Source organism: Mesorhizobium sp. M0854, from assembly GCF_040319815.1.
Lineage (GTDB): Bacteria > Pseudomonadota > Alphaproteobacteria > Rhizobiales > Rhizobiaceae > Mesorhizobium.
The window spans coordinates 1-24,322 of record NZ_JAMYOL010000042.1; the positions used below are offsets into that span (position 1 = coordinate 1).

General features: G+C 59.9%; 17 protein-coding genes and 12 pseudogenes. 9 read left to right on the top strand and 20 right to left on the bottom strand.

The window, feature by feature from the left end:
- Together NKH99_RS30420 and NKH99_RS30425 are read left to right on the top strand one after the other, a co-directional pair.
- A pseudogene (locus tag NKH99_RS30420) lies at positions 1 to 508 on the top strand (transposase); the annotation flags it as partial.
- The gene (locus tag NKH99_RS30425; protein ID WP_353017523.1) at positions 505 to 867 is read left to right on the top strand and encodes a hypothetical protein; all 363 of its coding nucleotides are present in this window, start codon (positions 505 to 507) and stop codon (positions 865 to 867) included. The pseudogene NKH99_RS30420 and the gene NKH99_RS30425, both read left to right, overlap by 4 nt.
- A gap of 234 nt (positions 868 to 1,101) precedes the next feature.
- Here NKH99_RS30425 and NKH99_RS30430 read toward each other — a convergent pair.
- Positions 1,102 to 2,140 (bottom strand): annotated as a pseudogene (locus NKH99_RS30430) (IS110 family RNA-guided transposase).
- A 432-nt stretch (positions 2,141 to 2,572) separates the two neighbouring features.
- Positions 2,573 to 2,959 (bottom strand): annotated as a pseudogene (locus NKH99_RS30435) (CocE/NonD family hydrolase); the annotation flags it as partial.
- A 13-nt stretch (positions 2,960 to 2,972) separates the two neighbouring features.
- On the opposite strand from NKH99_RS30435, the gene NKH99_RS30440 reads away from it, so the two are divergent.
- Positions 2,973 to 3,365: a serine integrase family protein gene (locus tag NKH99_RS30440; protein ID WP_353017525.1), complete on the top strand. Its 393-nt coding sequence runs from the start codon at positions 2,973 to 2,975 to the stop codon at positions 3,363 to 3,365.
- A gap of 535 nt (positions 3,366 to 3,900) precedes the next feature.
- Positions 3,901 to 4,290, top strand: a complete 390-nt coding sequence (locus tag NKH99_RS30445; RefSeq protein ID WP_353017526.1) for a hypothetical protein — start codon at positions 3,901 to 3,903, stop codon at positions 4,288 to 4,290.
- A 387-nt stretch (positions 4,291 to 4,677) separates the two neighbouring features.
- Here the strand turns inward: NKH99_RS30445 and NKH99_RS30450 are convergent.
- Positions 4,678 to 5,681: pseudogene (locus NKH99_RS30450) on the bottom strand (IS3 family transposase); the annotation flags it as partial.
- A 579-nt stretch (positions 5,682 to 6,260) separates the two neighbouring features.
- A complete protein-coding gene (locus NKH99_RS30455) occupies positions 6,261 to 7,307 on the bottom strand; it encodes an IS110 family RNA-guided transposase (RefSeq protein WP_353017528.1) in 1,047 nt (348 codons plus the stop codon).
- A 208-nt stretch (positions 7,308 to 7,515) separates the two neighbouring features.
- On the opposite strand from NKH99_RS30455, the pseudogene NKH99_RS30460 reads away from it, so the two are divergent.
- Both NKH99_RS30460 and NKH99_RS30465 read left to right on the top strand, forming a co-directional pair.
- Positions 7,516 to 8,545 (top strand): annotated as a pseudogene (locus NKH99_RS30460) (IS110 family RNA-guided transposase).
- A gap of 405 nt (positions 8,546 to 8,950) precedes the next feature.
- Entirely contained in the window at positions 8,951 to 9,712 is a 762-nt protein-coding gene (locus tag NKH99_RS30465) for a CmcI family methyltransferase (RefSeq protein WP_353017530.1), read from the top strand.
- Between the two features lie 1,075 nt (positions 9,713 to 10,787).
- Here NKH99_RS30465 and NKH99_RS30470 read toward each other — a convergent pair.
- Complete coding sequence (locus NKH99_RS30470; RefSeq protein WP_353017532.1) at positions 10,788 to 10,997, bottom strand: porin; 210 nt, start codon at positions 10,995 to 10,997, stop codon at positions 10,788 to 10,790.
- Between NKH99_RS30470 and NKH99_RS32840 the strand changes: the two genes are divergently transcribed.
- On the top strand, positions 10,963 to 11,136 hold the full coding sequence (locus tag NKH99_RS32840; protein WP_502900127.1) for a hypothetical protein: 174 nt from the start codon (positions 10,963 to 10,965) through the stop codon (positions 11,134 to 11,136). The genes NKH99_RS30470 and NKH99_RS32840 overlap by 35 nt on opposite strands.
- On the opposite strand, the pseudogene NKH99_RS30475 reads toward NKH99_RS32840, so the two are convergent.
- From NKH99_RS30475 to NKH99_RS32850, 7 genes and pseudogenes are all read right to left on the bottom strand, one after another.
- Positions 11,071 to 11,462: pseudogene (locus tag NKH99_RS30475) on the bottom strand (porin); the annotation flags it as partial. The gene NKH99_RS32840 and the pseudogene NKH99_RS30475 sit on opposite strands and share 66 nt — an antisense overlap.
- Positions 11,463 to 11,717: 255 nt before the next feature.
- Complete coding sequence (locus NKH99_RS30480) at positions 11,718 to 11,957, bottom strand: hypothetical protein (protein ID WP_353017555.1); 240 nt, start codon at positions 11,955 to 11,957, stop codon at positions 11,718 to 11,720.
- Positions 11,845 to 12,604: pseudogene (gene istB, locus NKH99_RS30485) on the bottom strand (IS21-like element helper ATPase IstB). Before istB ends, NKH99_RS30480 begins: the two are co-directional and overlap by 113 nt.
- A 15-nt stretch (positions 12,605 to 12,619) precedes the next feature.
- Positions 12,620 to 14,155, bottom strand: a pseudogene (gene istA / locus NKH99_RS30490) (IS21 family transposase).
- A 173-nt stretch (positions 14,156 to 14,328) separates the two neighbouring features.
- Positions 14,329 to 14,544 (bottom strand): hypothetical protein, encoded by a 216-nt coding sequence (locus NKH99_RS30495; protein ID WP_353017534.1) that lies wholly within the window; start codon positions 14,542 to 14,544, stop codon positions 14,329 to 14,331.
- A 126-nt stretch (positions 14,545 to 14,670) separates the two neighbouring features.
- Positions 14,671 to 14,886, bottom strand: coding sequence for a hypothetical protein (locus NKH99_RS32845; protein WP_502900128.1), 216 nt, complete (start codon positions 14,884 to 14,886; stop codon positions 14,671 to 14,673).
- Between the two features lie 164 nt (positions 14,887 to 15,050).
- Positions 15,051 to 15,482 carry a hypothetical protein gene (locus NKH99_RS32850; RefSeq protein WP_502900126.1) on the bottom strand — a complete coding sequence of 144 codons (432 nt, stop codon included), beginning with the start codon at positions 15,480 to 15,482 and terminating at the stop codon, positions 15,051 to 15,053.
- A 137-nt stretch (positions 15,483 to 15,619) separates the two neighbouring features.
- On the opposite strand from NKH99_RS32850, the pseudogene NKH99_RS30500 reads away from it, so the two are divergent.
- Positions 15,620 to 15,883 (top strand): annotated as a pseudogene (locus tag NKH99_RS30500) (transposase); the annotation flags it as partial.
- Between the two features lie 36 nt (positions 15,884 to 15,919).
- Here NKH99_RS30500 and NKH99_RS30505 read toward each other — a convergent pair.
- The 6 genes and pseudogenes from NKH99_RS30505 to NKH99_RS30530 form a co-directional block, all read right to left on the bottom strand.
- Complete coding sequence (locus NKH99_RS30505) at positions 15,920 to 16,921, bottom strand: ABC transporter ATP-binding protein (RefSeq protein WP_353017536.1); 1,002 nt, start codon at positions 16,919 to 16,921, stop codon at positions 15,920 to 15,922.
- A complete protein-coding gene (locus NKH99_RS30510; RefSeq protein ID WP_353017537.1) occupies positions 16,914 to 17,927 on the bottom strand; it encodes an ABC transporter ATP-binding protein in 1,014 nt (337 codons plus the stop codon). Before NKH99_RS30510 ends, NKH99_RS30505 begins: the two co-directional genes overlap by 8 nt.
- Positions 17,924 to 18,856 carry an ABC transporter permease gene (locus tag NKH99_RS30515; RefSeq protein ID WP_353017539.1) on the bottom strand — a complete coding sequence of 311 codons (933 nt, stop codon included), beginning with the start codon at positions 18,854 to 18,856 and terminating at the stop codon, positions 17,924 to 17,926. The genes NKH99_RS30510 and NKH99_RS30515 overlap by 4 nt, the downstream gene beginning before the upstream one ends.
- Positions 18,853 to 19,827: an ABC transporter permease gene (locus NKH99_RS30520; RefSeq protein WP_353017541.1), complete on the bottom strand. Its 975-nt coding sequence runs from the start codon at positions 19,825 to 19,827 to the stop codon at positions 18,853 to 18,855. The genes NKH99_RS30515 and NKH99_RS30520 overlap by 4 nt, the downstream gene beginning before the upstream one ends.
- 28 nt (positions 19,828 to 19,855) lie before the next feature.
- Entirely contained in the window at positions 19,856 to 21,508 is a 1,653-nt protein-coding gene (locus NKH99_RS30525) for an ABC transporter substrate-binding protein (RefSeq protein ID WP_353017542.1), read from the bottom strand.
- Positions 21,509 to 21,909: 401 nt separating this feature from the next.
- A pseudogene (locus NKH99_RS30530) lies at positions 21,910 to 22,042 on the bottom strand (IS5/IS1182 family transposase); the annotation flags it as partial.
- Between NKH99_RS30530 and NKH99_RS30535 the strand changes: the two are divergent.
- Positions 22,042 to 22,191 (top strand): annotated as a pseudogene (locus NKH99_RS30535) (integrase core domain-containing protein); the annotation flags it as partial. The pseudogenes NKH99_RS30530 and NKH99_RS30535 sit on opposite strands and share 1 nt — an antisense overlap.
- Here the strand turns inward: NKH99_RS30535 and NKH99_RS30540 are convergent.
- Together NKH99_RS30540 and NKH99_RS30545 are read right to left on the bottom strand one after the other, a co-directional pair.
- Positions 22,186 to 22,630, bottom strand: a pseudogene (locus NKH99_RS30540) (IS91 family transposase); the annotation flags it as partial. The pseudogenes NKH99_RS30535 and NKH99_RS30540 overlap by 6 nt on opposite strands.
- Positions 22,631 to 22,842: 212 nt before the next feature.
- Positions 22,843 to 24,117 (bottom strand): ISNCY family transposase, encoded by a 1,275-nt coding sequence (locus NKH99_RS30545; RefSeq protein ID WP_353017551.1) that lies wholly within the window; start codon positions 24,115 to 24,117, stop codon positions 22,843 to 22,845.
- Between the last annotated feature and the right edge of the window lie 205 nt (positions 24,118 to 24,322).

Here is a 24,322-nt window from a genome sequence, read left to right on the forward strand (position 1 = left end):
CCGACCCCGACGCCAGGCTCTACCGCAAAGGGCGGGGCAAGGAGGCCAGGTTGTGCTTCATGGGACATGGGTTGATGGAGAACCACCACGGCCTGCTGGTGGAAGCCTGTCTGACGCTGGCCGACGGACATGCCGAGCGGGTGGCGGCCCTGCACATGATCGAACCTCGCGCCGACCGGCCGCGGGCGATCACGCTCGGCGCCGACCAGGCCTATGACGCGGAGGACTTCGTCAACGAGCTGCGCTCGATGAAGGTGACACCCCACGTAGCGCAGAACACGAACGGCCGTCGTTCGGCGATCGATCGCCGCACCACGCGCCACGATGGCTATGCCGTCAGCCAGCGCATCAGAAAGCGCATCGAAGAGGCGTTCGGCTGGATCAAAATCGTCGCTGGGCAGGAGAAGACCAAATTGCGCGGCCGCGACCGCGTTGGGTGGGCCTTCACCTCACGGCCGCCGCCTACAATCTGGTGCGGCTGCCCAAGCTCTTGGCGGCGTCGCAATGACCGCGCCCGCAGGCTGCCAACTGATCGGCCGCTGGCGGATCATCGAAGCCGATCTGTGGGATCGCGGTTACCTGAACCTCAGTGGACCCGCAACCATCGCCATCGGACCCGACAACAACGGCGAGATCGCCTTTGGCGCCCTGCAAGCCGGCCTCGATCTGAGCTACAGCCCCTCGATAGTTCACTTCACATGGGCCGGGTGTGACGAGATGGACGAAGTCACAGGCGACGGCTATGCCGAATTGCTCGACGACGGCTCGATCGAGATCACATTCGCCTACCACAACGGCGATGAGGCCATCCTCAAGGCAATACGTCAGACTTCTTCAACAGCCTGCTTCTGTAACGGGCCTCGATAGGTCAATCCCTTTTTGCGTCGTCCAGTTGCCGGGGTCTTGCTTCTGTACGGGGTCGGTGCGCGACCGCCACCTGATGGAGTTTGAAGAGGATAAGGCCGACCAATCTAGTGACGCGTGATCGCGATGCCACGCAGGCTGTTGCGGTCTGACCTGATCCATCGTCCCGGCAACGGGACCTCGCTTCGGGAGGGCCTGGTGTCGTGACCCGCCCAAATACGGTTGTTCTCCCCTTTCTCAGGCGGCTGCCCTCATTGTCCTGGCCGCCGCGTTGAAGACAGTTCCATCGGCGAGCATGCGGTGCAGGATCACCGCAAGCTTGCGCGCCAGCGCCACCTTGGCCTTCTTCAACCCGGCCCGCCGGGCGATCCGCATCGCCCAGCTTTTCAGCTCCGTGCAGCCCTTGAGCGGCTTCACCAGCATGATGTGGGCGGCCTCATAGAGCGCCGTGCGCACTGCAGCATCCCCGATCTTGCTGATGCGGCCGCTATAGTCGGTCTCGCCGGATTGATACCTCTTCGGCGTCAGGCCGAAATGCGCGCCCGCCCGCTTCGACGAGCGAAAGCGCCCGGGGTCGTCGATCGCAGCGGCATAAGTGAGCGCCACGATCGGACCGACTCCCGGCGTCGACATCAACCGCCTGGCCCTGGCATCAAGGCGCACCAGCGCGCGAACCTTTTTCTCGAGAGCCTGGAACTCGCGCAGTAGCACGGCGTGCACAGAAAGCAGCACCGTGGCCACCGTCTTCAGGTTCGGATGGCCAGCCACCAGGTCACGGATGCGGCAAGCAAAGTCGCGCGGTGTTGTCTTGTCGACCTTGAGCCCGAAGCCGCGCAAAATGCCACGCACACTGTTCTCTACATCCCTCAGCTTCGATCATGAGCTTGCGCGCCGTCAGGACCGCCCGCACCTCTTGCGCGGCCAGCGACTTGCAATGCACCGGCCGGAACCAGCCAAGCCGCATCAGCTGCGCTATCCCGCGAGCGTCATTGCGGTCCGACTTCACCGGCATGGCCTTGAAGGCGTCGCGCACATGTCGCGTCTCCAGCAGCTCGACCGACAGTCCCGCCTGCCGCATCGCCGCAAAGAGCCATTGCGACAGCGGCCCGGCTTCCAGCCCGATCCGCGCCAGAGGAAGGCCGAGCGAGTCAAACCAGGCAATCAATGCCTCCGGCTCGCTCGCCACCCTGGTTTCGCGAACGATCTTGCCGCTTGCATCGACAACGCACACGCTCGAGTGTTCCAATGACACGTCGATCCCTGCATAATGCTCCATGGTCGTCTCTCCTTGATGCTTGGAGCGGGCCTGTCCCGACTCCGTTAACACCATCAGTGTGAGGGACGACCACCTCATCGCCAAGCAAGCCGCGAGCGGAGCGCGCCACTCAAGCGCCGTAGCGAAGTGAGCGGCCCGCTTGGCGGCCCGTTACCCCATCTAGATCCAATACCGGTTGCCCGAGGAATTCCAGTGCCTCTGTCAAAGGAGCTGTTTGCAGCACGAGCGAACCGCCATCGTCAAAGTTCTGGTCACGAGGCATCTCACCGTCGGGTTTGAGCACCTCAAACCCACCGCCCATCACACCGTATCCAGCGGCGACCTTAAATACTGGTCGTTTGCTGGCCGCCCCTTGTCCGGATGGCCAGATACCAGGACGCAGGCCGACCCCACCGAGAAGTAAGCTATCTCTGGGGTTTCCCAGATGTCTTTTTATATCCAGAAACCTGGGTCGACTTCGCGGAACTGCGTTGGGCGCGCAGCTTCTTGGATGTACGCTCGCATCTGCAGCAGTTGGTCAGCGCCGTTATTTTCATGGAGCCACTTGTTCCACCAAGCAATCGCTTCTGCGTGATAGTCCATGCGCGGCTTGGGCAACGCAAAATGCGGGTACTTGTGGGCCCACGGTCCGATAATCGCCTTGGCTCGTCCGTCAGTTCCAACCAATGCCTTCAAAAGCATATTGCGGTAGCCATCGGCCCATCCCGCAATAACGAGTGTGGGGACAATGTACTCGTCAAAATTTTCGCAGAATGACACGTGTTTCCAAAAATCATCGCGACGCTGGTGCTGCATCCACTTTCCAAGTAAGAACGGCTCGTTTTCAAGCCGATTGCGTCAGCGTAATGACCGGCTGCAGCTGGGATTGAAGGGAAGCCTCAACGAGTACGAACTCGATCTTCTGCGTCAGCGTTCCCTGTCGGCACGCTACGAGAAAGCCCGGCGCGGCGAGCTCATTGTCACGGCCCCGGTCGGCTTCGTGAAGGTCGGCGACAAGCTTGAGAAGGATCCCGATCGGCGTGTTCAGGACGCCATCATTCTCGTCTTCGACAAGGTGGCCGAACTCGGCAGCGCCCGGCAGGCCCTGCTCTGGTTCCTCGAGCATGGGCTGGATTTGCCAGCAAAGCGCAACAACGGTGACGTGGTCTGGCGTCAGCCAAAATTATGCGACCATCCACCGGATGATCGAGAACCCGATCTACGGCGGCGCCTACGCCTATGGTAAGAGTCGCGTCGCGACAGGATATGATGCAGCGGGAGTGATCCGACCCGGGAGCCGCCGTAAGGCGCGAGCCGAGTGGCTGGCTCCCGGATGTCCATGAGGGTTATGTCAGTTGGGAACGGGCGCAGGCGATTCGCAAGATGGTGAGCGACAACGTGCCCACTGGCCGGCACCACGGAGCGCCCAAGCATGGCGACGCTCTGCTCGCCGGCCTTGTCCGCTGCCGGCGCTGTGGACGCAAGCTGACGGTTCGCTACACAGGGACATCACATTCCGCGCTATTCGTGTTGGCGGGGCTTGCTCGACAATGGCGAGCCGCGCTGCATCGCATTCGGAGGATTGCGCGTCGACGACGCCATCGAGGAAGCTCTTCTGCGGGTTGTCGAGCCGGGAGCAATTACCGCGGCCGTCGAGGCCGAAGCACAGGCGGCCAGTCGCCGCGATCAGGTCGTGATGCGCTGGTGCGCGATCTCAAGGCGGCACGCCACAGCGCCGATCGGGCATTCCGGCAGTACGACGCCATCGATCCGCAGAACCGGTGGTCGCGGCGGAACTGGAGTTGCGATGGAACCGGGCGCTCACGCGTGTCGGCGAGATAGAGAGCAGGATTGCCGCGCAGGATGGCTCGACATTGGAGCCATCACTTCTGTCGCCAATACACGCCGCCGCGCTCGCCGCCGATCTCAAGACTGTCTGGTCGGCCCCGACGACCGACGCGAGGCTCAAGAAGCCCATCGTGCGCACCGTCATCCACGAGGTGGTCACCGATATCGATGAAGAAGTCTCAGAGATCGTTCTCCTGATCCATTGGATTGGCGTCCACACCGAACTTCGCCTGCCGAGGAGGCGGCGCGGACAGCGCAACAGCACTTCGGCCGACATTTTGGCCGCCGTCCGGCGACTGGTTCTCATCGCCATGATGACCTGATTGCCGGCATCCTCAACCGGAACGGCCTGGTGACGGCCACGCCAATCGCTGGACACGGGAGCGGGTCACTGCGCTCAGGTCGCATCACAAGATTCCGGTATTCCGGCCGGCGCCAGACGGAATGAACCATGGCTTAATCTGAACAAGGCGGCGCGTTTGCTTGGCATTGCACCGAAGACACTCAGGCTCGCCGCCGAAGCAGGCGAGATCGAAGGTGTTCATCCCCTGCCGGATGGCTCTTCAGCCGATCAAGCTTGACGAACCGGTGGCTCAGAGCATTGTTTGGCGTGCGAGGCAGAACCCAAAATACCCCACGGGATCGCACCCTGATCAGCAAAACCTATTCGCTTCAACGACATAGACAGATGGGCGGCATGAAACAGGATAGTAGTATCTGCGCCAATCCTCCAACTTTTCAGAGGCATCGGCAAGGGCAGGAAAAAACCAATGGCGTTCAGGCACTCCGCCCTGAAGCGACCGTTGAAGGCTTCAATGTAGGCGTTGTCGGTGGGCTTTCCTGGCCTGCTGAAGTCGAGCGTCACGCCTTTCGCGTCGGCCCATAGGTCGAGGTCGCGGGAAACGAACTCAGAGCCCTGGTCGACGCGGATCGTCTTCGGATAGCCCATCTTCGGACAGACCTGTTCCAGTGCCCTGACCACATTCTCCGCCCGATAGCTGAAGCGCGGGTCGAGCACAGGCACATAGCGGGAGAACGTGTCGACGACCGTCAGCACACGGATCTTCTTGCCCGTCGCGAGCTGATCGTGGAAGTCCATCGCCCAGACGTCGTTCGGGCCGACGGCTTCCTCCCGGCCTTCCCGCAGCTTCGCCTTCACACGCCGCTTTGGCGTCTTGTTCCTGAGCTGCAGGCCCAAGTCCCTGTAAATTCGATAGGTTCGCTTCATGTTGATGTCCCAGCCCTCGCGCGTGAGCATTACGTGCACGCGCCGGTATCCGTAGCGGACCCGTGTGGCGCAGATGTCCCTGATCCGAGCTTCGATGCCGGCCTAATCGCGGCGGCGGGACTTGTGGTAGGTTGACGTGTCGAACCCGGCATGCCCGCCGGATCGACACGTTCCACTCATCACACGTCTCCGCCACCAGCTCGCGTTTGCGACCAGGCCTCACAGTTTTCGGCGAATGACGTCCTGCAGCATCTCCTTGTCCAAGGAGAGATCGGCCACCAGCTTCCTGAGCTTGCCGTTCTCGTCCTCAGGCTGCTTCAGCCGCTTCATCTCCGTCGGCAGCAGTCCGTCGTATTTCTTCTTCCAGTTGAAGTACGTCGCCTGGCTGATCCCCGCCCGACGACAGATCTCCGCGACGGGGATTCCGTCCGATCACTCCTTCAGAATGAACGCCTTCTGCGCGTCCGAGAACTTCGATGCCTTCATCGTCTTCCGCTCCTCCCAGTCAAGGGATGTTACCGCGGAAACTCCACTTTAGAACGATCCAGTTTTCAGGAATCAGAGCAGTCTTCTTGGCGATCTGGGGCATCCGGCCACGGCTCTGTTTAGTCCACATCCACAGCTTGAAATCAGAAATAGCCTCACCGCAAAACCCCGACCCTCGATTTTCCAAACAGATGGGGTGATTGGGTCTGGGCCGAACCCGGATGCGGGCGGCTGCTCCTATTGGGATATTAGAGACCGTCTCGAAATTCGCTCTGGCGGCCATCTGATGGCGTTTTCTGCGCTTCCGGACGGCCCCCTCCTTGCAAGGATTGGATTTGATCGTATGTCGGATCTCTTGCGCTCATATGTCCGGCCTTTTTTCGCGGTCATTGCGGCCGCTGGCCAAGATGGGCTTCGCGGACGAGAGTTCCAAACACGGACACGGCATTGATTGCCGGTGAGCACCTCGGAATGTCTCGCCTGTCCCGGTTCGACCGATCACACCATCTTCTCCTTTGCTTGCAAGTTCCGGCCTTCAGCGCCGCGCGCGAGCGCCTGACGCCAAACGTTTTGCCTGCCTCATGGTCGCGCCGACGCGGCTTCGGACACGGCGTCGCTCATGGGGCGATAATGCTCGCCGCTGACCATCATTTTCCAAGCAATGCGGGCCAACTTGTTGTCCAGCGCCACCGCCGCCAGCTTGGGGCTTTTGCGCGCAATCAAGGCCTGCAACCACGGCCAGACCCGTTTGCTGCCGCGCCGCATGTGCTGGATGAGAGCGGTGGCGCCCGCCACCAGCACACTTCGCAGCATCTCGTCGCCGGCGCGGGTGATCACCCCAAGCCGGTTGCGGCCGGCTGTCGAATGGTTTTTCGGCGTCAGCCCGAGCCAGGCGGCAAAGTCTCGCCCCGACTTGAAGCCATGCGCCTCCGGTACCTTGATCGCCAGAAGCGTCGCTCCGACAGGACCAATCGCCGGCACGACGGCCAGCCGCCGGCTCACTTCGTTCTGCCTGTGAAGCGCCAGAAGCTGTTCATCGAGCGCGGCGATCTCCTCGGCGATCCGCGCATAATCGCGCGCCAATGTCTCGAACATCTGCCTGGCCATGTCCGGGAGCGTCGTATCGGCGCGGATGTCGGCCAGCAGATCGCCGAGACGGGAAAGCCCCTTGGGCGCGACAAGGCCGAACTCTGCCGCAAAGCCGCGTATCGAATTGGCAAGCTGCGTGCGCCGGCCGATGAACTGCGCGCGCACCTTCGCCAGCATCTGCGCTCCCTGGTTTTCGGCGCTCCTGACCGGCACAAAACGCATGTTCGGCCGACTCATCGCCTCGCAGATGGCCTCGGCGTCCGCCGCATCCGACTTGCCACGCTTGACATAGGGCTTCACATATTGCGGCGGCAAAAGAACCACCTCATGGCCCAGCGCACGCAATTCGCGCGCCCAGTAATGCGCCGCTCCGCAGGCTTCCATGCCCACCTTCAGCGGCGGAAGCTGAGCAAAAAACGCAAGCACCTGGCTGCGTCGCAGTTTCTTGCGCAGCACCGGCTGCTCGGCTTCATTCACCCCATGCAACTGGAAAACGCTCTTTGACGTATCCATGCCAATGCGAATAAGTTTATCCACGGACGGTCTCCCTTGTTTGAGATCTTCAACGACCTCAATTCTGGCACATCACGATGCCGTCGGGGGCCGTCCACCCCAACACGGACCCAAATGTCCGCTGTGCTGGGGTTCTCGAAACCACCACCATATGACTCGCCAGAGCGAATTTCGAAACGGTCTCTTAGAACGTGGTCGCTTGGAGCGCCTCAAACATCGGGAAGGAGCAGCCATGAAGTATTTTGCCGGACTTAAGGTGTCTTTGGAAGAGACCGCGATCTGCATTGTGGACGAGAGCGGCCGGATCATGAAGGAAATGCGTTGCGAGAGCGAGCCTGAGGCTTTGAGTGAACGCTGGGCAAAGTCGGGCTTCCGCTGGAGCGGATCGGCCTGGAAGCGTGCTCGCTGACGGCCTGGCTTCACGACGGATTGCGCGCCGAAGGCTTGCCGGCGATCTGCATCGAGACGCGGGCTGCCAATGCAGCGATGAAGACGATGCCGAACAAGACCGATCGCAACGATGCCCGCGCTGGCGCAGATCAGGCGCACCGGCTGGTATCGGCAGGTGCATGTGAAGAGCCGGCAATGCCGGTTGTGGCGCTCGCTGCTGGTTGCCCGCCGCACCGTGCTGAACGAGATGCGCAGCATCGAGAACGTGGTGCGCGCCATCCTGCGCGAGGCCGGCGTCAAGCTCGGCACGCCGTCGGGCGCTGCCTTTGCCGATCGCGTGCGCGAGCTGGCCGGCGCCGACGCCGAGGTGGTGATGATGGTCGAGCCGCTGCTTGCGATCCTCACCGTCATGCTGAAGGAGTTCGCTCGCCTGACCAAGCAGGTTCTCGACATCGTGCGCGAGGAGGAAGTCTGTCGGCGGCTGATGAGCGCACCGGGCGTCGGGCCGATCACGGCGCTCGCCTTCCGCGCCACCATCGACCGGCCGGAGCGGTTCGGCTCCTCGCGGGCGGTGGGGCGCATCTGGGGCTGACGCCGGCGCGCTACCAGTCCGGCGAGACCGACATCCAGGGCAAGGTTAGCCGCTGCGGCGACGAACTCGCCCGCACTGCCCTCTCGGAGGCAGCGCATTCGGTGCTCGTGCGTTCGAAGAAATGGTCGAGCTTTTGGGGCATGAACATCGCCAAACGCCGCGGCATGGCGCGCGGGCCCGCGTGGCGGTAGCCCGCAAGCTCGCCGTCATCCTGCACCGCATGTGGACTGACGCGACCGAGTTCCGCTTCGGAAAGGAGCCTGCCGCGTTGGCGGCGTAAGCCGCGACGAACATCGAAGGAGCAAAAGCAGAGCTTTCGCCCAACCGAGCGATGCCCGGATCGTTCCGCGGGACGATGGGCGAGGCGATCTCGTTAAGAGTCCCGAATCTGCCGGCCAAAACTCGGCAAGGTCGGGAAACAGATTGAGACGCCTCGCTCTCCTGACCCCATCCATGCGGCGGCCAGAGCGCCGACCGCGAAGAGAAGCGAGTGATCTTGCGGGACGCCCAAGAAAAAAGTGCAGGAGTGGCTTAACCTCAACGACCTAATCAGAGAGGCCTCTTAAACAAACCCTACTTGATTTGGTAGCTCCCCAAGGGAGGAAGGCAGTGGTTTATTTGGTTGTAGGAACCAATCGAGCTCACCCTTAAGGGACAATGACAGACGCGATAAGGAGATAGACCTATGAAACTTGCTTCCGGATATAACGCTTTTTGCGAAGCCGCCCTCAAGAACTACCCGGATCAAATAAAGCCGGGTGGATATTTTGATTGGGCAATCGCACTAAGCAGCGTTGTGAATGCCGAGTGTTCCGACCGCTTTGCAAAGCCATCGGCACGAGGATGGAGTTCGTCTTTTCACGCAAAGCTTTTTCCTAACCAATCCACAAAAGTTGGGGCCTTGGCGCAAACGTACAAAGGGTTAATCAATCTCAAGACCCCTTTTGATCTATATTTGTATACGAGGCTTATTTGGGAACTTCAGCCGAGGACAATTCTGGAACTCGGTTCTCTTCAGGGTGGAAGCGGACTGTGGTTCGCTGATCAAATGTCTATTCTCTGCGACGAACAAGGTGAAGTTCATTCTTTCGATATTAATACGGAATGCATCCATGCAAATGCAAAACATCCAATGATTACATTTCATCAAATTGATCTTTCAAACGCCGCCAATTTCGACGAAGATCTACTTATTAGTCTACCTCATCCTTGGCTTGTGATCGATGACGCGCACGTGCAAATATTTTCCATATTTTCTTACTTGGAACAATTCCTTGTATCTGGAGATTACTATGTAATCGAGGATAATCCAATACAAGCGAATAAAGAGATTATTGAAGGCTTACAGTTGATCGAGAAATTGGGATTTTTAATCGACACTTATTACACCGACGCGTTCGGAACTAATTTTACTTGCGCTCCAAATGCATGGCTTCGAAAGTCGTAAGTGTCCGTTCCAAAAAAAGTTGAGTGATTTCAGCAGGTTGTGATTCTGTCGGATTTGAGAGATTCGATGGCCTAGACTTGTGTGGATCCCAGCCGCTTTGCCAGGAAAATTTGAGTGTTGAGCGCGTAATCGAGTGCGGACTTGTGTTAGGCCTTGGTTGCGGCCTTTCACATGCCGCGGGCCGGTATGGTGATGCGTCGATCGGTCTAAATCTGAAAATGCGAGCTCATGAGGCTCTATGTCCAGGACTGGTTTTCCTGACCCCGAACAGAAATCGAACGGCAAGACTTACGAGCTGCTTACCTGCGGTCAATTAAAGTTGAAAGATGGGAGCGAATCAACGTACATTGTAGTGTGACCGACAAATAGAGTATTTGTTTGGAGTGGGATTCGAAAGGGGCGCTTTGGCACCCCTGACGTGGGCAACTACGTCAGCGAAATGGTACAGAATGATGCAGCTTGAAATCGCCAGCTCGTAGCCGGTGGGCTCAGCTTGGCGGCAAAGTGGTTGCGCCAGGTCGCTGATGTACACTTCCGGTTTGAGAACGCCATGTGAGTGCGCTACTTGCAATCGACCTTAACGGCTTGCACATGGTGCAAATAGTCCTCGGAGACGCCACCGGCGTACCCAGTACTATCGTCCTTTACAGGGAACGTGGCACACCAGCGCTGAAAGCCTGTACAGTAAAGATCTTGTCCCGGAATACGGCTGACAAATTCCCGCAAAGAGACCAGGACCCTTTCCTCGGGATAATATCGGCGGCCAAGAGCGCATTTGATGGGCAAGCCATGCCGCAATCGGTTGATCCAGGGGTGTCGGAGAGATGGTTGTAAACATCGCCATTCTCCTTAACGCGCGGCAACGCCAGGTACGGACAGAGCCACCGTACGCAGCATTTCCGTCTCGATACGAAGATAAACGCACGTGCTCTCAGGCTATGATGCCCAAGCAGGTCGCCGATCGTCTTTACCCCGACACCTTGGCCCAGCAGTCGCATGGCAAACGAGTGGCGCAATGCGTATAATGAGACACCATCGAGCGGCAGTCCGCTTTGTCTTTGAAGACGTCGCATACTCACCAACTCGTCAGAGCTCCCACAGGGCTACGTGCTTTGGTGAACAGGAAATTCGTCGCCGGATCGCCGGTTTTCTCGTTGAGCTTGTAGGTAGCGCCGCCCCAGAATGCCCAGTTGCCGCCCCACTGCTTGTAGAAGTTGCGATCGATGTTCTTGTCGGTGCCGTAACCGGCCATCAAGAACAGCGTCAGCGCGCTCGAGACGTTCACGTCCAGGCGGGCCCTTGCCGGTCCACTCTTCCCAGGCGCTGTCATAGGCGCCAACTGCACTGATCGCGCCCCAGGCCTGCGTGTACTTCACGCCGCCAACAACATGTGGAACATAGCTATCGATGGTGTCATTGCCTGAGTGTGAGTAAAAGCCCCCTGGCTGCAGAGTGCCCGCACTGTCCCCGCCTTCTTCCAGTGAGACGACAGCTGAGAGGCCGTTGCCGAGTCGAAGTAGTACTGGACGACATTCGTATCGTAGTCGCCGTAAGGAACGCTCGAGTCATTAATAACGTTGCCGGCGTAGCCTTGGAATGTGCTGAAGGCCGTATCGTCCTTACCGACACGCAGGCCGCCGAGCTGGATCCAGGCGAAGCGCAGTTGGACACTCTTGTTGCCGGCGGAGTTGGTAGCCAGGTCCGCCAGGTGGTTACCGAAGTTGAAGCGGGTCTCGGGGTAGGTCTTCAAGGTACCGAGTTCGGTTTCCTGGCCCGGTCCAGGTCCTCAAGTCGAAGCGGGCGTTCTTGAACCAGGTGCCCTGGTTCTTGCCTGTCAAGACGTCGTTGGTCTTTGCGCCATCGAACGAACCGAGGTCGCCGCCTGCGATGTCATAACGGACATAGCCGCCGATGCTAAAATAGACGGGATGACTGGCGACAAGCACCTTCACGCCAGCCGGGATCATGCTGGCGAACCGCCCGGATGATCCGCACCAGCTGCTCGTCATTGATTGCGCATTTCGCTGATTGTGAGCAGCCATTTCACGCGATGGTGAGCGCTCATTTCATTGATCGTGAGCAGGTATTTCACGCGATCATGAGCGGCCGCTTCGCCCGACTTGTTCATTGACTCAGGTGTTTGCGGCTGCGTCAAGAGCATGGGCGCGGGCGTTATGTTTTCGCATGCTTTCTCCGGTGAGTTGAAGGCGGTGAGCGTTGTGAACGAGGCGATCCAGAATCGCATCACCGAGGGTGGGATCGCCGATGACGTCGTGCCAGTGATGCTCGGGGATTTGGCTGGTTACGATGGTCGAAGCGCGGCCATGGCGATCATCGAGGATTTCCAGGGATCGCGGCGCTCGGCGGCGTTGAGAACGGACAGGCCCCAGTCGTCGAGGATGAGGAGTTGAACGCGCCCGAGCGTCTTGAGCAGGCGGCCGTAGCGCCCGTCGCCGCGCGCCAGCGCGAGCGCCTCGAAAAGGCGCGGGACGCGATGATAGAGCACCGATCGATTGTCGCGGCAGGCTTTGTGGCCAAGGGCGCAAGCGAGCCAACTCTTGCCCAGGCCGGTTGCGCCTGTCACCAGGAGATTCTCGTGGCGGTCGATCCAGTCGCCGCCGACGAGCCTGGCGAAGACGGCGCGGTCGATGCCGCGCGGGGTGCGCAAATCGATATCTTCCACGCATGCGCTCTGGCGCAGCGCAGCGAATTTGAGGCGCGTCGTGAGCCGTTTGGTGTCGCGCTCGGCGGCTTCGCGATCGACAAGAAGCCCGATGCGCTCCTGAACGACAGGGCATCGAGATCCGGTGTTCGTCGCTGCTCCTCGAAGGCCTTGGCCATTCCGGTCAAGCCGAGTGCGATCAGCCGTTCATGGGTGGGATGGGTGAGCATTCAAATCTCCCTGGTTCAGTGGAGATAGCCCTGACCGCGGATGTTGCCGTGGCGCAGGGGTTGGTGGTCGGGCGTCTCGTCGAAGAAAGCGCGATCAAGGCCGTTCTTGAGGATTGAACGGATCGAGGCGACGGAGCGAGCCTTGATGAGGATGCCGCGTTGGCAGGCTGCATCGACGCGCGCGTTGCCGTAGCTCTTGGTCAGCGCCAGGATGCCGAGACAGGTGCGAAAGCCCTGCTCGGGATGCGGCCGGTCATCGATGACGGCCTGGAAGAAGGCGGCCTGGAAGGACCAATCTTCTCGCCGGCCGCGATCAATCCTCCTGGCGTCCACTTGCCGTAGCGGCGATGCGCGCTCGGCATGTGATCGGCAACGGTCGTGTGGCCGCGCCGGTTGGGCGCACGGGCGTGGCTGGCGATCCGCTGCCCCTTGTGGAAGACCTCGACGGTGTTGTCGGCGATGCGCACATCGACGAGCTCGCGAATGAGGCGGTAGGGCGTGGAGTACCAGTGCCCATCGACCTCGACGTGATAGTCGGGCGCGACGCGGCAACGCTTCCAGCGCGCAGAGAGGTATGGCTGGTCCGGCAGTTCTCCCAGCTTCGGCCTGTCGATCTCGGCGAAGAGTTCAGCGCGGCTGGAGTGAAGCCGCGCATCTGGCGGGCGTTGAGTTCGGCGACGAGCAGGCGGATGGCGACGTTCAGCTCCGCCAGGGAAAAGAAGCGCTGGTTGCGCAGCCGCGCCAGGACCCAGCGCTGGGCAATTTGCACGGCGACCTCGACCTTTGCCTTATCCTTTGGGCGTCTCGGCCTGGCTGCGAGCACTGCGCTGCCGTAATGGCTCGCCATCTCGGCATAGGTCCGGTTGAGACCGGGGTCGTAGCGATCGGGGTTGGTGACGGCGGCCTTGAGATTGTCGCAGACCACGAACTTCGGCACGCCGCCCAGAAAGGTGAAGAGGTTCGTGTGCACGCCGATCCAGTCGGACAGGCTCTCGCTCGGGCACGCCTCGGCGTAAGTGTAGTTCGAGGCGCCCATCGTTGCGACGAACAGCTTCATGGGGTGCGCTTCGCCGGTGACGGGATCGAAGATGTCGATGGTGTCGCCGCCGAAATCAACAAACACCTTCTCGCCGCCCAGGTGTGTCTGGCGCATCGTCGGGCGCGCGCGCTCTTTCCAGGCCTCGAAGGTCGTGCAAAATCAGGTATAGCCAAAGCCGTCGGGATTGGCGGCGCGATACTCCTCCCACAGGAGCACCCGCGTTACGCCGCGGCGGCGTAACTCCTCCTCCACATAGGCCCAATCGGGAACCGGCCGGCTGGGGCTTTGCGACGCCGCCTTCGGCGCCGGGAAGAGCAGCAGCTCGAGGTCTTCGTCATCCATCCCTTCAGGCAGCGGCCAGCTCAGACCGGCAAGACGGGCGCGCCGCAGATAACCATGCACGACGCCATCTCACCCCGAGCGTGTGCGATGGCACGCTCGGTCAGAGCCTGGACATGCCTTAGACGTAAAACTTCTCTGATCCGGCGCATCGACAATCTCTGGGTTGGCATCAGGCTTCCTCGTTTTGAACGAGGCATCCTGTAGACTGACTGAGTTGTCGGCCGAAGCATCCCACACGTCCGAAAAGGCGCTCACGATCATCTGAAATCGTTGCTCACGATCGTCTGAAATCATTGCTCATGATCCCGTGAAATCCGTGCTCACGATGCGGTGAAATCCGTGCTCACGATCGCCTGAAATACGCATCATTGATATCGGCACCCGCGCGAATGATCACGCCACTCAGCTCGATCTCCACCACCGCAGACGCTGTCGGCGTGACCTCAACAAAGCCGAGCCGAGCCGTATCTCGGTGCGGCCTGACCGCCCCGCTCTTGATCGCATTGCGCCGCCAGCCAAACAGCTGCGAGCTCGCCATTTCAGCCTGGCGCGCGGACAATCACGCGAAAGAATAGCCTCTTCGCTGGGAGCGACGATATGAGGCGATGCGCAGGCCACTCAATATGGCTCACGGGCTTACACCGTGGACACGGATTGCGGGCGCATTGTTTTGTGGTCGGCTTCTTCAGCTGGGCTTCACGTCGAGGAACAATCTCATGCGGCAATGATGATCTCTGCGGCCAGATCTTGTCTGAGTGCGCATTTCTATGGGATTCGCGTCAAGCTGGGGTGAAGGGCGGGTCAGCCAAAGCCACGCCGGTCTGGGATTGGCGATCGAGGACAGCACTTGTCGTATCCCTGGCGCAGGCCTGCCGTCGATGAACTGAGCCAAGGGGAACAGATGCTTGCGGGCGCCTTGGTGCGCCTTGGTCGTGTCCCGTAAGTGGTGTAGCTCGGCGGTAGCAAAAGCTGCTCGCGAGCGCGCCCTGGATAGCGCTGTAGGGAGCGAGCGGCTTTGCGGTGGTCATCGGCGCTTTCCGGTAGGGTCTGGTTGCGACACCAACCTTATCGCTTTGCAGATCTCGCGCTTTTAGGACTGCGTACCCATATGGGCCCTCGGTCCGCCGTGAGAGAAGCCGCCTCACGGGCGCTTTCATTAAAACGACGCACTGCTTCGGCTGCGAGCCTCCGAACAAATTCGAAGGCCAGGGCGGTCAAATTGTCATGAATAGCCTGGTGGGTTGTTGCTGAAAGCAAGTGAACAGCGGGATTGCCAGTCCCCATGCGCGATGAGATTGAACTCCGTTCCTTTAGAACCTCATCGTACTGAGCCAGAACGCGCTGGACCTCTTTGGCAACCAAGCTTGAAAGCTCGTCCTGGCGAGGTTCATTTCCAAAATCAAAAGATTTTGTCACGGTGTGGCTCCCCTGCCGCGTAAGAGTCCGCTTGATTCCCTGCGCGATCGGATTGTGATTATGGGCTATGTAGGTGGACACAAGAGACGCGAGGCCGGACGGCCCGAATCAAGCGAAAGACGAAGCGCTATCCGACCGATCTCACCAGTGAGGAATGGGAGCGAATTGCACGCTGCTGCGGAAGCCGGCCAGGCGGGGCTGCAGACTGAGCGTTGACCTATCTCTTCGCCGACGGCGGCTACGATCGCAGGCAATTGCTGGACAGGGCCGCCCTCCTCGACTTCGTAGTTGAAGTGGAGCGCCGCATCGGCACCAAGCCCGATTTCAAGGTGCTGCCCAGGCGTTGGGTGGTCGAGCGAACCTTCGGCTGACTCACACGCTGGTGCCGCCTCGTGCGCTACTACGAACGACGCATCGACGTCTCCGAAGCCATGATCCACGCCGCCATTGGCAGTCTCTTGATGCGCAGAATCAGCCATTGAACCAATTCCCATACGGACTCTGAGTCGTCAGCAGCTTTACTTCGCCAGCCAGCATGCGGACATATGCTGCGGTCCCACTTCGATGGTTGGTGGTTCCTCTTGTCGGCAGAGGTCGAACGCCAGCGGACATCGCGGATGAAAACGGCAGGCCTTCGGTACCCGGGCGGCACTTGGGATCTCGCCGTGCAAGGCTTTGATCCCACCGCGAGGTCCGTTATCGCGAACCCGAGGCGTGGCGTCTCGCAGGGCGATTGTGTACGGATGCTGGGGGTTTAGGGTGATGTCATCGGCGCTGCCGATTTCGACCACCCGGCCGAGATACATGACCGCAATTCGGTCGGCGATCAACCAGGCGAGCGGCAGGTCGTGCGTGATGAAAAGCAGCGCGAGGTTCTGCTTGTCGCGAAGATCGACAAGCGTTTGGAGTATCTGTGCGCGGATTGACACGTCGAGCATCGACACTGGTTCATCGGCGACGATGAGGTCCGGTTTGATAACCAGCGCTCCGGCCACGACGACGCGCTGACGTTGCCCCCCAGACAACTCATGCGGAAAGCGCGCGAAGAACTCCTCCGGAGGATTGAGCCCCGCGGCCGACAGAGCTTCGCTCACATGCTTGGTGAGTTGAGCGTCGCTAACGACGAGCTTCAGCGAGCGCAATGGCTCTGCCACGGCATCGAAGACGGTGTGCCGTGGATTGAGGGCCTGATAGGCGTCCTGGAAGATCATCTGGACTCGGTGTCGATACGGACGCAAAGCCGAGAAGCCCCGCAGGGCTGTCATATCGTCGCCGTCGAACAGTAGCCTCCCGCCGGTGGGCTGCACCAGCTTGGTGATGACGCGGCCAACCGTGGTCTTGCCGCTACCGGATTCGCCAACCAGCGCAAGAATTTCGCCGCGTCGGATGTTGAGGTCGACCCCATCCACAGCTCGCACGACAGTCCTCGGTCGTCCCAACATACTGTCGAACAGCCCGCCCTGGATGGGAAAGCCAACCTGCAGGTTCTCTAGTTGCAAGATATCGGCGTTGTCAGGCATGAGCTTCTACCTTCTGCGCCGGCATGGAAGAGCTGTGAAGGTGACAGGCCACGCGTCCTTGTCCGCACCCTTCGAGTTCGGGAAGTTCGGTTGTACAAACCGGCATGGCAAACGGGCAGCGTGGATGGAACGCGCAGCCCGATGGCCGCTTCACCAGGTTGGGTGGATCGCCAGGGATAGGGCGCAACACCCGTTTGCGCTTTTCCGGGTTTGGTATCGATTCAATCAACAGCCGGGTGTATGGGTGCTTAGGGTACGCGAAGATATTGGCGACGGTGCCATCCTCGACGATGCGGCCGGCATACATGATCATGACGCGGTCACAGGACTCGGAGACCACGGACAGGTCGTGAGTAATCAACATGAGAGCAAGATTAAAATTCGATCGCAGTTCAACTAGCAGCTTAAGAATCTGAGCCTGGTTGATGACATCGAGCGCCGTGGTCGGCTCGTCGCCGATGACGATCGAAGGGCGACATGCCAGTGCCATGGCGATCATCACTCTTTGGCGCATCCCGCCCGACAGTTGGTGTGGGTAGGAGGCATCGCGGTCCGCCGGGATCCCGACAAGCTGGAGCAATTCCCTTGCCCTAGCAGTTGCCTGGTCACGTGACATTCCAAGCTTCAGCATGCACGGCTCTGCGATCTGCTTGACGATGCGGTGAACGGGGTTCAGCGCATTCATCGCACCCTGGAAGATGACGGAAGTTTCGCTCCAGCGATGTGGCCTCATCGCAGCATCATCATCGATTGGCAGCCGGGCGCCACGATAGCGCACTTGGCCACCGCTTACCCGCGCGTTGGGTGACAACAGACCCGCTATCGCCATGGCGGTCGTGGTCTTACCGCTGCCCGATTCCCCGACGAGGGCGACGGCCTCCCCGGCGCGGAGCTCAAAGCTCACATCCTGGATCGCAGGCAATGAAATGCCCTTCAACCCATAGTCGACGCAAAGCCCGTCGACGGATAGCAGCGGATCGGTGGCCTTTTGAAAAATATCTTTCATGGGATCACACGCCGGCGCGGGTTGAAAGTATCGTCGAGCGCATTGCCAAGGAGCACGAAGCCAAGCGCCACCGTGAGCACGCATACACCCGGCGCACCGAGATACCACCAGGCTCCGGCACTTGCGGCGCCAGCCTGCTGCGCCAGGGAAAGCAAAGTGCCCCATGAAGGCTGCAATGGATCACCAAGGCCAATGAATGACAGGGCGGTCTCAGTATAGATCGCGCCGGCTACAACCAATGCGCCATTGGCGGCGATCTGCGGCACGAGGTTGGGCAGGATATGTCGCATCATGATGCTGACATCACTACTGCCCGCGACCCTTGCGCGATCCACGAACGGGCGCTCCCGAAGCGAGAGCGTCTGGCTGCGAATGATGCGAGCCACAAAGGACCAACTCGTCAAGCCGATGACAACAACGATGACGAAAAGAGAGGTTCGGAAGCCGAGAATCTCACGACCGCGCCCCACGACCTCCACCAATACGGGCGCAATGACCAGTGCCAGCACGAACGATGGGACGATGAAGAAGAAATCAGTCAGCCGCATTAGCCAAACGTCCACCCTACCGCCATAGTAACCCGACGTTATGCCGACCGTTGTACCGACAATGAGGCTGATCACGGTGGCTATTAACGCGATCGTCAGCGATATTCGTGCGCCGTGGACGACGAGATTAAGCACATCTCGCCCCACCTCATCCGTGCCAAGCATGTGCTGGCTGTCCGGTGAAGTCAGGAAATCACCGGTTGCGGTAGCTGCCGTTTCGAGGGGGCCGACGAGCGGACCAGGCATCGCGGCCAATACGAGGAAGAAGGTCAAAGCCGCTGTGCCAACCCAGGCGCCACCCCGTTCGAAGAGCCGGCCGAGGAAGTCTTTCATTGCCCGCAGTCGGGCTCGCCGACGAGATTCCGCTACCACTTCGGTCATTGTCTCACCCGGGGATCAAGAAGACCATAGGCCAAGTCGGCGACGAGGTTGGCAAAAACGATCGAAGCGCCGAGCAACAAAAAGACACCCTGGAGAACAGGATAGTCGCGGGCGTTGAGCGCCCCCACCGTCAGGCTACCAATTCCCGGCCAGGCGAATACGGTTTCGACGGTAATGGCGCCCGCCACCACATAGCCGAGATTGAGCGTCACCAAGGTCACAACCGGCAGCATTGCATTGCGGAAGGCATGACGCATTAGCATCTGGCCACTGGTCAATCCCTTGGCCCGCGCTGTGACCATATAGTCCTCCGCCACAACATCGCTCATGGCAGCACGCGCCACCAGCACGTATTGACCCATCAGCCCCAAGGCTACAGTGGAGGCTGGAAGCACGAGATGCCGCAGGTAGTCGGCTAACCGGTCGAGCAATCCCGCGGTGGCGCCGGGCGAAAATGCGCCGTAGCCAGGAAGCCAGCCTAGTCCCGTGCTGAACACAACGACCAGGAGCATGCCGAGCCAGAACGACGGTGTCGAGTAGAGCACCAAAGAGCCTCCAGTGACGACATTGTCGACCACTCCGCCCCGGCGCCAGCCCGCGTAGACGCCAAGCATGACCCCGAATAAGATTGCGATGAGCTGAGCCACACCGACGAGCGCGATAGTGGCAGGTAGCCGCTCCAGCAGAAGGTCGCTGACACGCCTGCCCCTGAACTTAAAACTGTAGCCCAAGTCACCCTTTGCAGTTGCTGCTAGATAGTCCACGACCTGATCGGGGATCAGCGGCCGGTCGAGGCCCCAACGTTCGCGCTGTGCCTCGACCTGCTCGCTGGTTATCGCTGAGCGTCCCCCATCTAACAGTAGCCCGGCAGGATCCCCGGGAATGACCCTGAACAAGATGAAGTTCAGGATCGCCACCATCAACAGCGTTACGATCGCCTTGAGGATGATACCTCCGATACGCCGGCTCATCCGACCGCCTTGTCCGTAGGTGGCCACTTCAGACCGGCGTCAGTCGGTCGGCCGGGAAGTAGCTCCACTGCGACACCATATCCTGCGTACCCCAGCCCTCAAAACAATCCTTGCGATGGGCTTCGAGAAGGAAGGGGTAACACAGCATAACGTACGGCGCTTCGGTGTAAATAAGGCGCGCGGCCTCATTGACCAACTCCTGGCTTTTCTTGAAGTCGACGGTAACCCGAACTTCCGCAATGATCTGGTTAAACCTATCATTATCCCAATAAGACTGGTTCTGCCTCCCAATGAGCGCTATGTTGCCCATGCGGAGTAGGTCGACAGGTGTGGGAGAGCCCCAGTCGTTGCTGACGAGCAAATCCCACCCTCCTCCGCCCTTTTTTGGCGCTGCCGCCCGGGCCGAGAGCGCGCCGGGTTCGAGTTGGGTCACCGATACGGGAATTCCGATTTTCTCCAGCCAACCAGCGATAAGCTGCACGGCCGCAATCGGTATCGCTAGGTTGGCTGCACGGTTTCCAGTAATCAGCTCAAGCTGGAAGCTTTTTCCCTCCTTATCCTTCCGGACACCATCGCCGTTCGTATCTCGATACCCTGCAGCATCAAGTCGGCGGCCTGCCTCGGCGAGATCGAAGTAGCGCCGGATGTCACTTAGGTCCGAGTAGTAATCGGCCGCCACCGGGTACGTCACCCCGACGCCAGGATCGGCGTGCCCGCGAAAGGCTCGCTCGACAATCGTCTTCTGGTCGATCGCGTAGCCGATGGCATCACGGAACGCTGGGTCTTGAAGGGCCTTGGTGCTGCCTTCACCTTGCCCTGATGCACAGTTAAAAGCCAACCAATTCCGCTGTTCGATAGGCGATTCACCAACCTGTATGTTAGGGTCTTTAGAGAGGTCGGCCCACTGCGCAGCCGTCACACCGACGCCGTATGCCAGGTCACCGCTCTTCAGACCTTGGGCAATCGGATCAGCAGTATCGAAGTGATTCAAGATCAGGCCTGCCGTCTTCGGTTGGCCGGTGCGAAAATATGGGTTCGGCGTTAACCGTACAAACTGCCCCTGCTGAAACTCCGAAACGATCATCGGCCCCGTACCTACCAGGGGGGGATCGTTACGAAAAGTGCTCCCCGCATCAGCGTAGGTAATATCCTTCCAGATATGCTCAGGAACGATAAATACCCAGCTGTCGAGCGGCCAAGTGGTGGGTTCCTTTGTCACTATTTGCAAAGTCTCGTCGTCGAGAGCTCTGATGGATTTGACATCGTCCAGGCCATAAACGCTGTTCCAGCCGGCATTCAGCTCGTCGGGCTTACCGATTGAATCCCGGAGATAATTGTAGGTGAAAGCGGCGTCTCGAGCGGTGGCTGGCTTCCCGTCCGACCACTTCATTCCCGGCCAGATCTTGAACGTCCATGTGAGATCGTCGTCCGCAACTGCCCACTCCTTCGCAAACCCCTTCCGATCAGAGTGGCGCTGGGCGTCTACGTAAACCAGCATATCGTAGGTAAATGCAAGCGGCCACCATGGGTTGTTTGTGGCGAAAGGATTCATCGAATCGGGAGAGTGAGTACTGCCGAAACGGATAACGTTATCACAGGATGAGGCTAACGCGCGTGAGGTGGCTATCCAAGACCCCGCTGATGCGAAAAGCATTCCTTTGATCAGCGTACGGCGTTTCATTGGCCAACCACTCGTTTTATTCTGCTCTTGTGTCATTTTTTATTCCCCTCTTTCATATGTACCATAGCACGCCTATGGCAGACCGTCGAAGATAGTGATCTTCGCGCCGCGCTTTCCCAATTTTTAAGTCGTTACGGATGCTCCATTTTCTCTGCCCCGTACGACATCTAGACTCCCAACGGCACTCCCTGTGACGTCGTGAGCGCCGCTAGTTTCTCTTCTACATCCTCACAAGAAGGCACCGATGTGTCCATCATGTTCTTATGGCAAAGAAATTTTTGTTCCGAAAAATGATAAACGATCCATCGCTGCGGTGTGTGGATTTGGAAGCAGAGCCCGATGGGCCTCAGAGTCCGTTTTGAAATTCACGGATGAGCGTTTCGGCGGATGAGATTGCCGCTCACCCAGGGCCAGCGCTTGGGATACCATCCAGGATCGCCTGAGCGCCGGCACTGTCGGAGATATCGGTGGTGGTGAGGTTGACCATCAACAGCCGCCATTCGTATCGACGGCAAAGTGTTGCTTGCGGCCGAGCCTACAACACTTCTCGTGAACGCACCGCCGAACTGCCACGGTGGCTTCATCGCTACAATTGGCATAGGCCACATGGCAGCTTACAATCAAAACCACCCATCAGCCGCCTCGGCTTCGATCGGGACAACCTGCTGAGGCTCCACAGCTAGGCTGGCGCGATGGCTGAAGAAGCGAAGCCGGCCGGCGTAGAAGGCGTCCTGCAGGCGCTCCAGGAATAGCCGCCTGAACAGACGCGACAGAACCCGCACGGGCAGGAAAAATCCCGGCCGGCAGGCGATCCATCGCTGGTCCCCGGCCTTTGCCGGGGCAGGGTCGAGCGACAGCCCGCCGCCCGGCACGACGCAGTGGACATGCGGATGATGGTGGAGATTTTGACCCCAAGTATGAAGCAGGGCGACCACGCCGATCTCGGCGCCCAGATGTCTGGGAGCGGCCGCCGCGACCCTCAAGCTTCGGATGCGGCCTTGAATCAGGATCGCATAGACCGCCGCCTTGTTCCGAAAGGCGATCTCAGCGATCTGGGTCGGGACGGTGAAGACCACGTGGAAGTATGGGGACCGGCAGCAGCTCAGCCTGCCGCTCGGCCAGTCACTGGGCGCGAGCTAGTCTAGTTTCCGTCCACAAACGCGCCTATTTTGCAGCTTTTGCAAGTCACTTGACCTCATCCAGTAGAGCCGTTGAACGGCAATGGACAGGCTCAAGAGCGCCGGTGTTGACAAAATGGGCTGATGGGCCGGTCGCGGCGCGCACCACGGAGCCCGGTCACTGATCGGCACGACGGCAGCGGCGATACTGTGATGTCAGTTCGGTTTGAGGCGTGTGAACAGGACGAGATTGTAGGCCACGGCCGAGGACCAGACGTAGGCCTTGAAGTGATCGAGGCCACGCCAGGTGCAGCGTGCCAAGCCGTAAGCGCGCTTCAAGCACGATATTCCGGCTTCGATGCCGGCGCGGAAGTTGCGTAGCTTGCGATAGACCCACTTGCTTCTGACCATGTCCTCGATCCTGAGCCCGGCCTTCTTGTGGAAGGCCATGTCGGAGACGCCCCACGCCTTCGCCGTGGCGAGGTTGTCGCGAGTGGCGAAGCCGCCATCGGCCGCCGCTTGCCGCGGCGCTTCGCCGTAGAAGGTGATGTGGCGCTCCAGCATCGGCAGCAGCCGCCCGCTGTCGGCCGGATTGCCTGCTTCGATCACCAGATCGAGGATCATGCCGCTCCTGCCAGTGGTCAGGTTGAGTTTGTGGCCGTACTCGGTATTGCGGCTGCCTTTGACGATGATATCGGCGTGTGGTGCGAACAGGCTGACCAACTTCTCGCCGGCAGGCACCGGCTCGCCGGCCAGCACCCGTCGCTGCCACAGTGCGATGGCCGGTGTGCTCGCCATGGCCAATCGCTCGCTCGCCTGCTTCAGATAGGCCAAGGTCGCGCGGGTGACTGCGATCAGTTCGCGGTAGAGTTGGACCCGATTCGGTCGACCGCGCGTGAACTGGATCTTGCGGGCGCGCTTCTTGGCTGCACGGCAATGATCGCGCCATGAGCCGGCGCCGCCGACCAAGGTATCGGCCCGCTTCAGCAGGCGCATCATGACCCGCACTGCATCCCAAAGCAGACTGCTGTCGCTCGGCTCGTGCATGAGTGCCGAAGTCACGGTGCTGTCCAGCCGCACGACCGCGCCGTCTTCAAGCTTCGCCTGCTGAGCGCTCGACAGCAGCATCCGATTGATCGATTCCCAGGTCTCGGGCAGGATCGCGCTGATCGTCCTTTGCAGCACCGACTTCTGTGGGCTCCACGACGACGGCAGGCGGGCAAAGGCGCGAAACGAGGCGGAGTCTTCGAGATGGAACGCCAGCTCCTGGTAGCTCAGTTGCCGGTACTGCTTGAGGATCGCGCAGCGCAACACCGCTTCGGCAGGCAGGCCTTGCCGTCCGGTGGCCTTGACGCCGACCCGAACCAGATCTCGGGCCACCAGGCCAAGCAAATCGCAATGCTCGTCCAGCCATTGCGACATCGCCTTCAACTCGTGACCGATCTCGTGCGTGGCGAAAAGATCGAATATACTTATATGAGGAGCGTCAATACGGAACTGTCGTCAGGGTGACATTTTTGCTTTCCGTCGGTTGTTCGGCATCCACGGTCTGAGCCCGATTGCAAGACGCGGCTCGTTGCCAAGCCAGATCCAACTTATATACGGTCGCTGTTTGAGACAGCGGCACCAACATCCCGCTTGCGGCGGACAAGGGCTCAGGAGGACGAGACCATTCTGGCTTACGGCCATTTCAGGG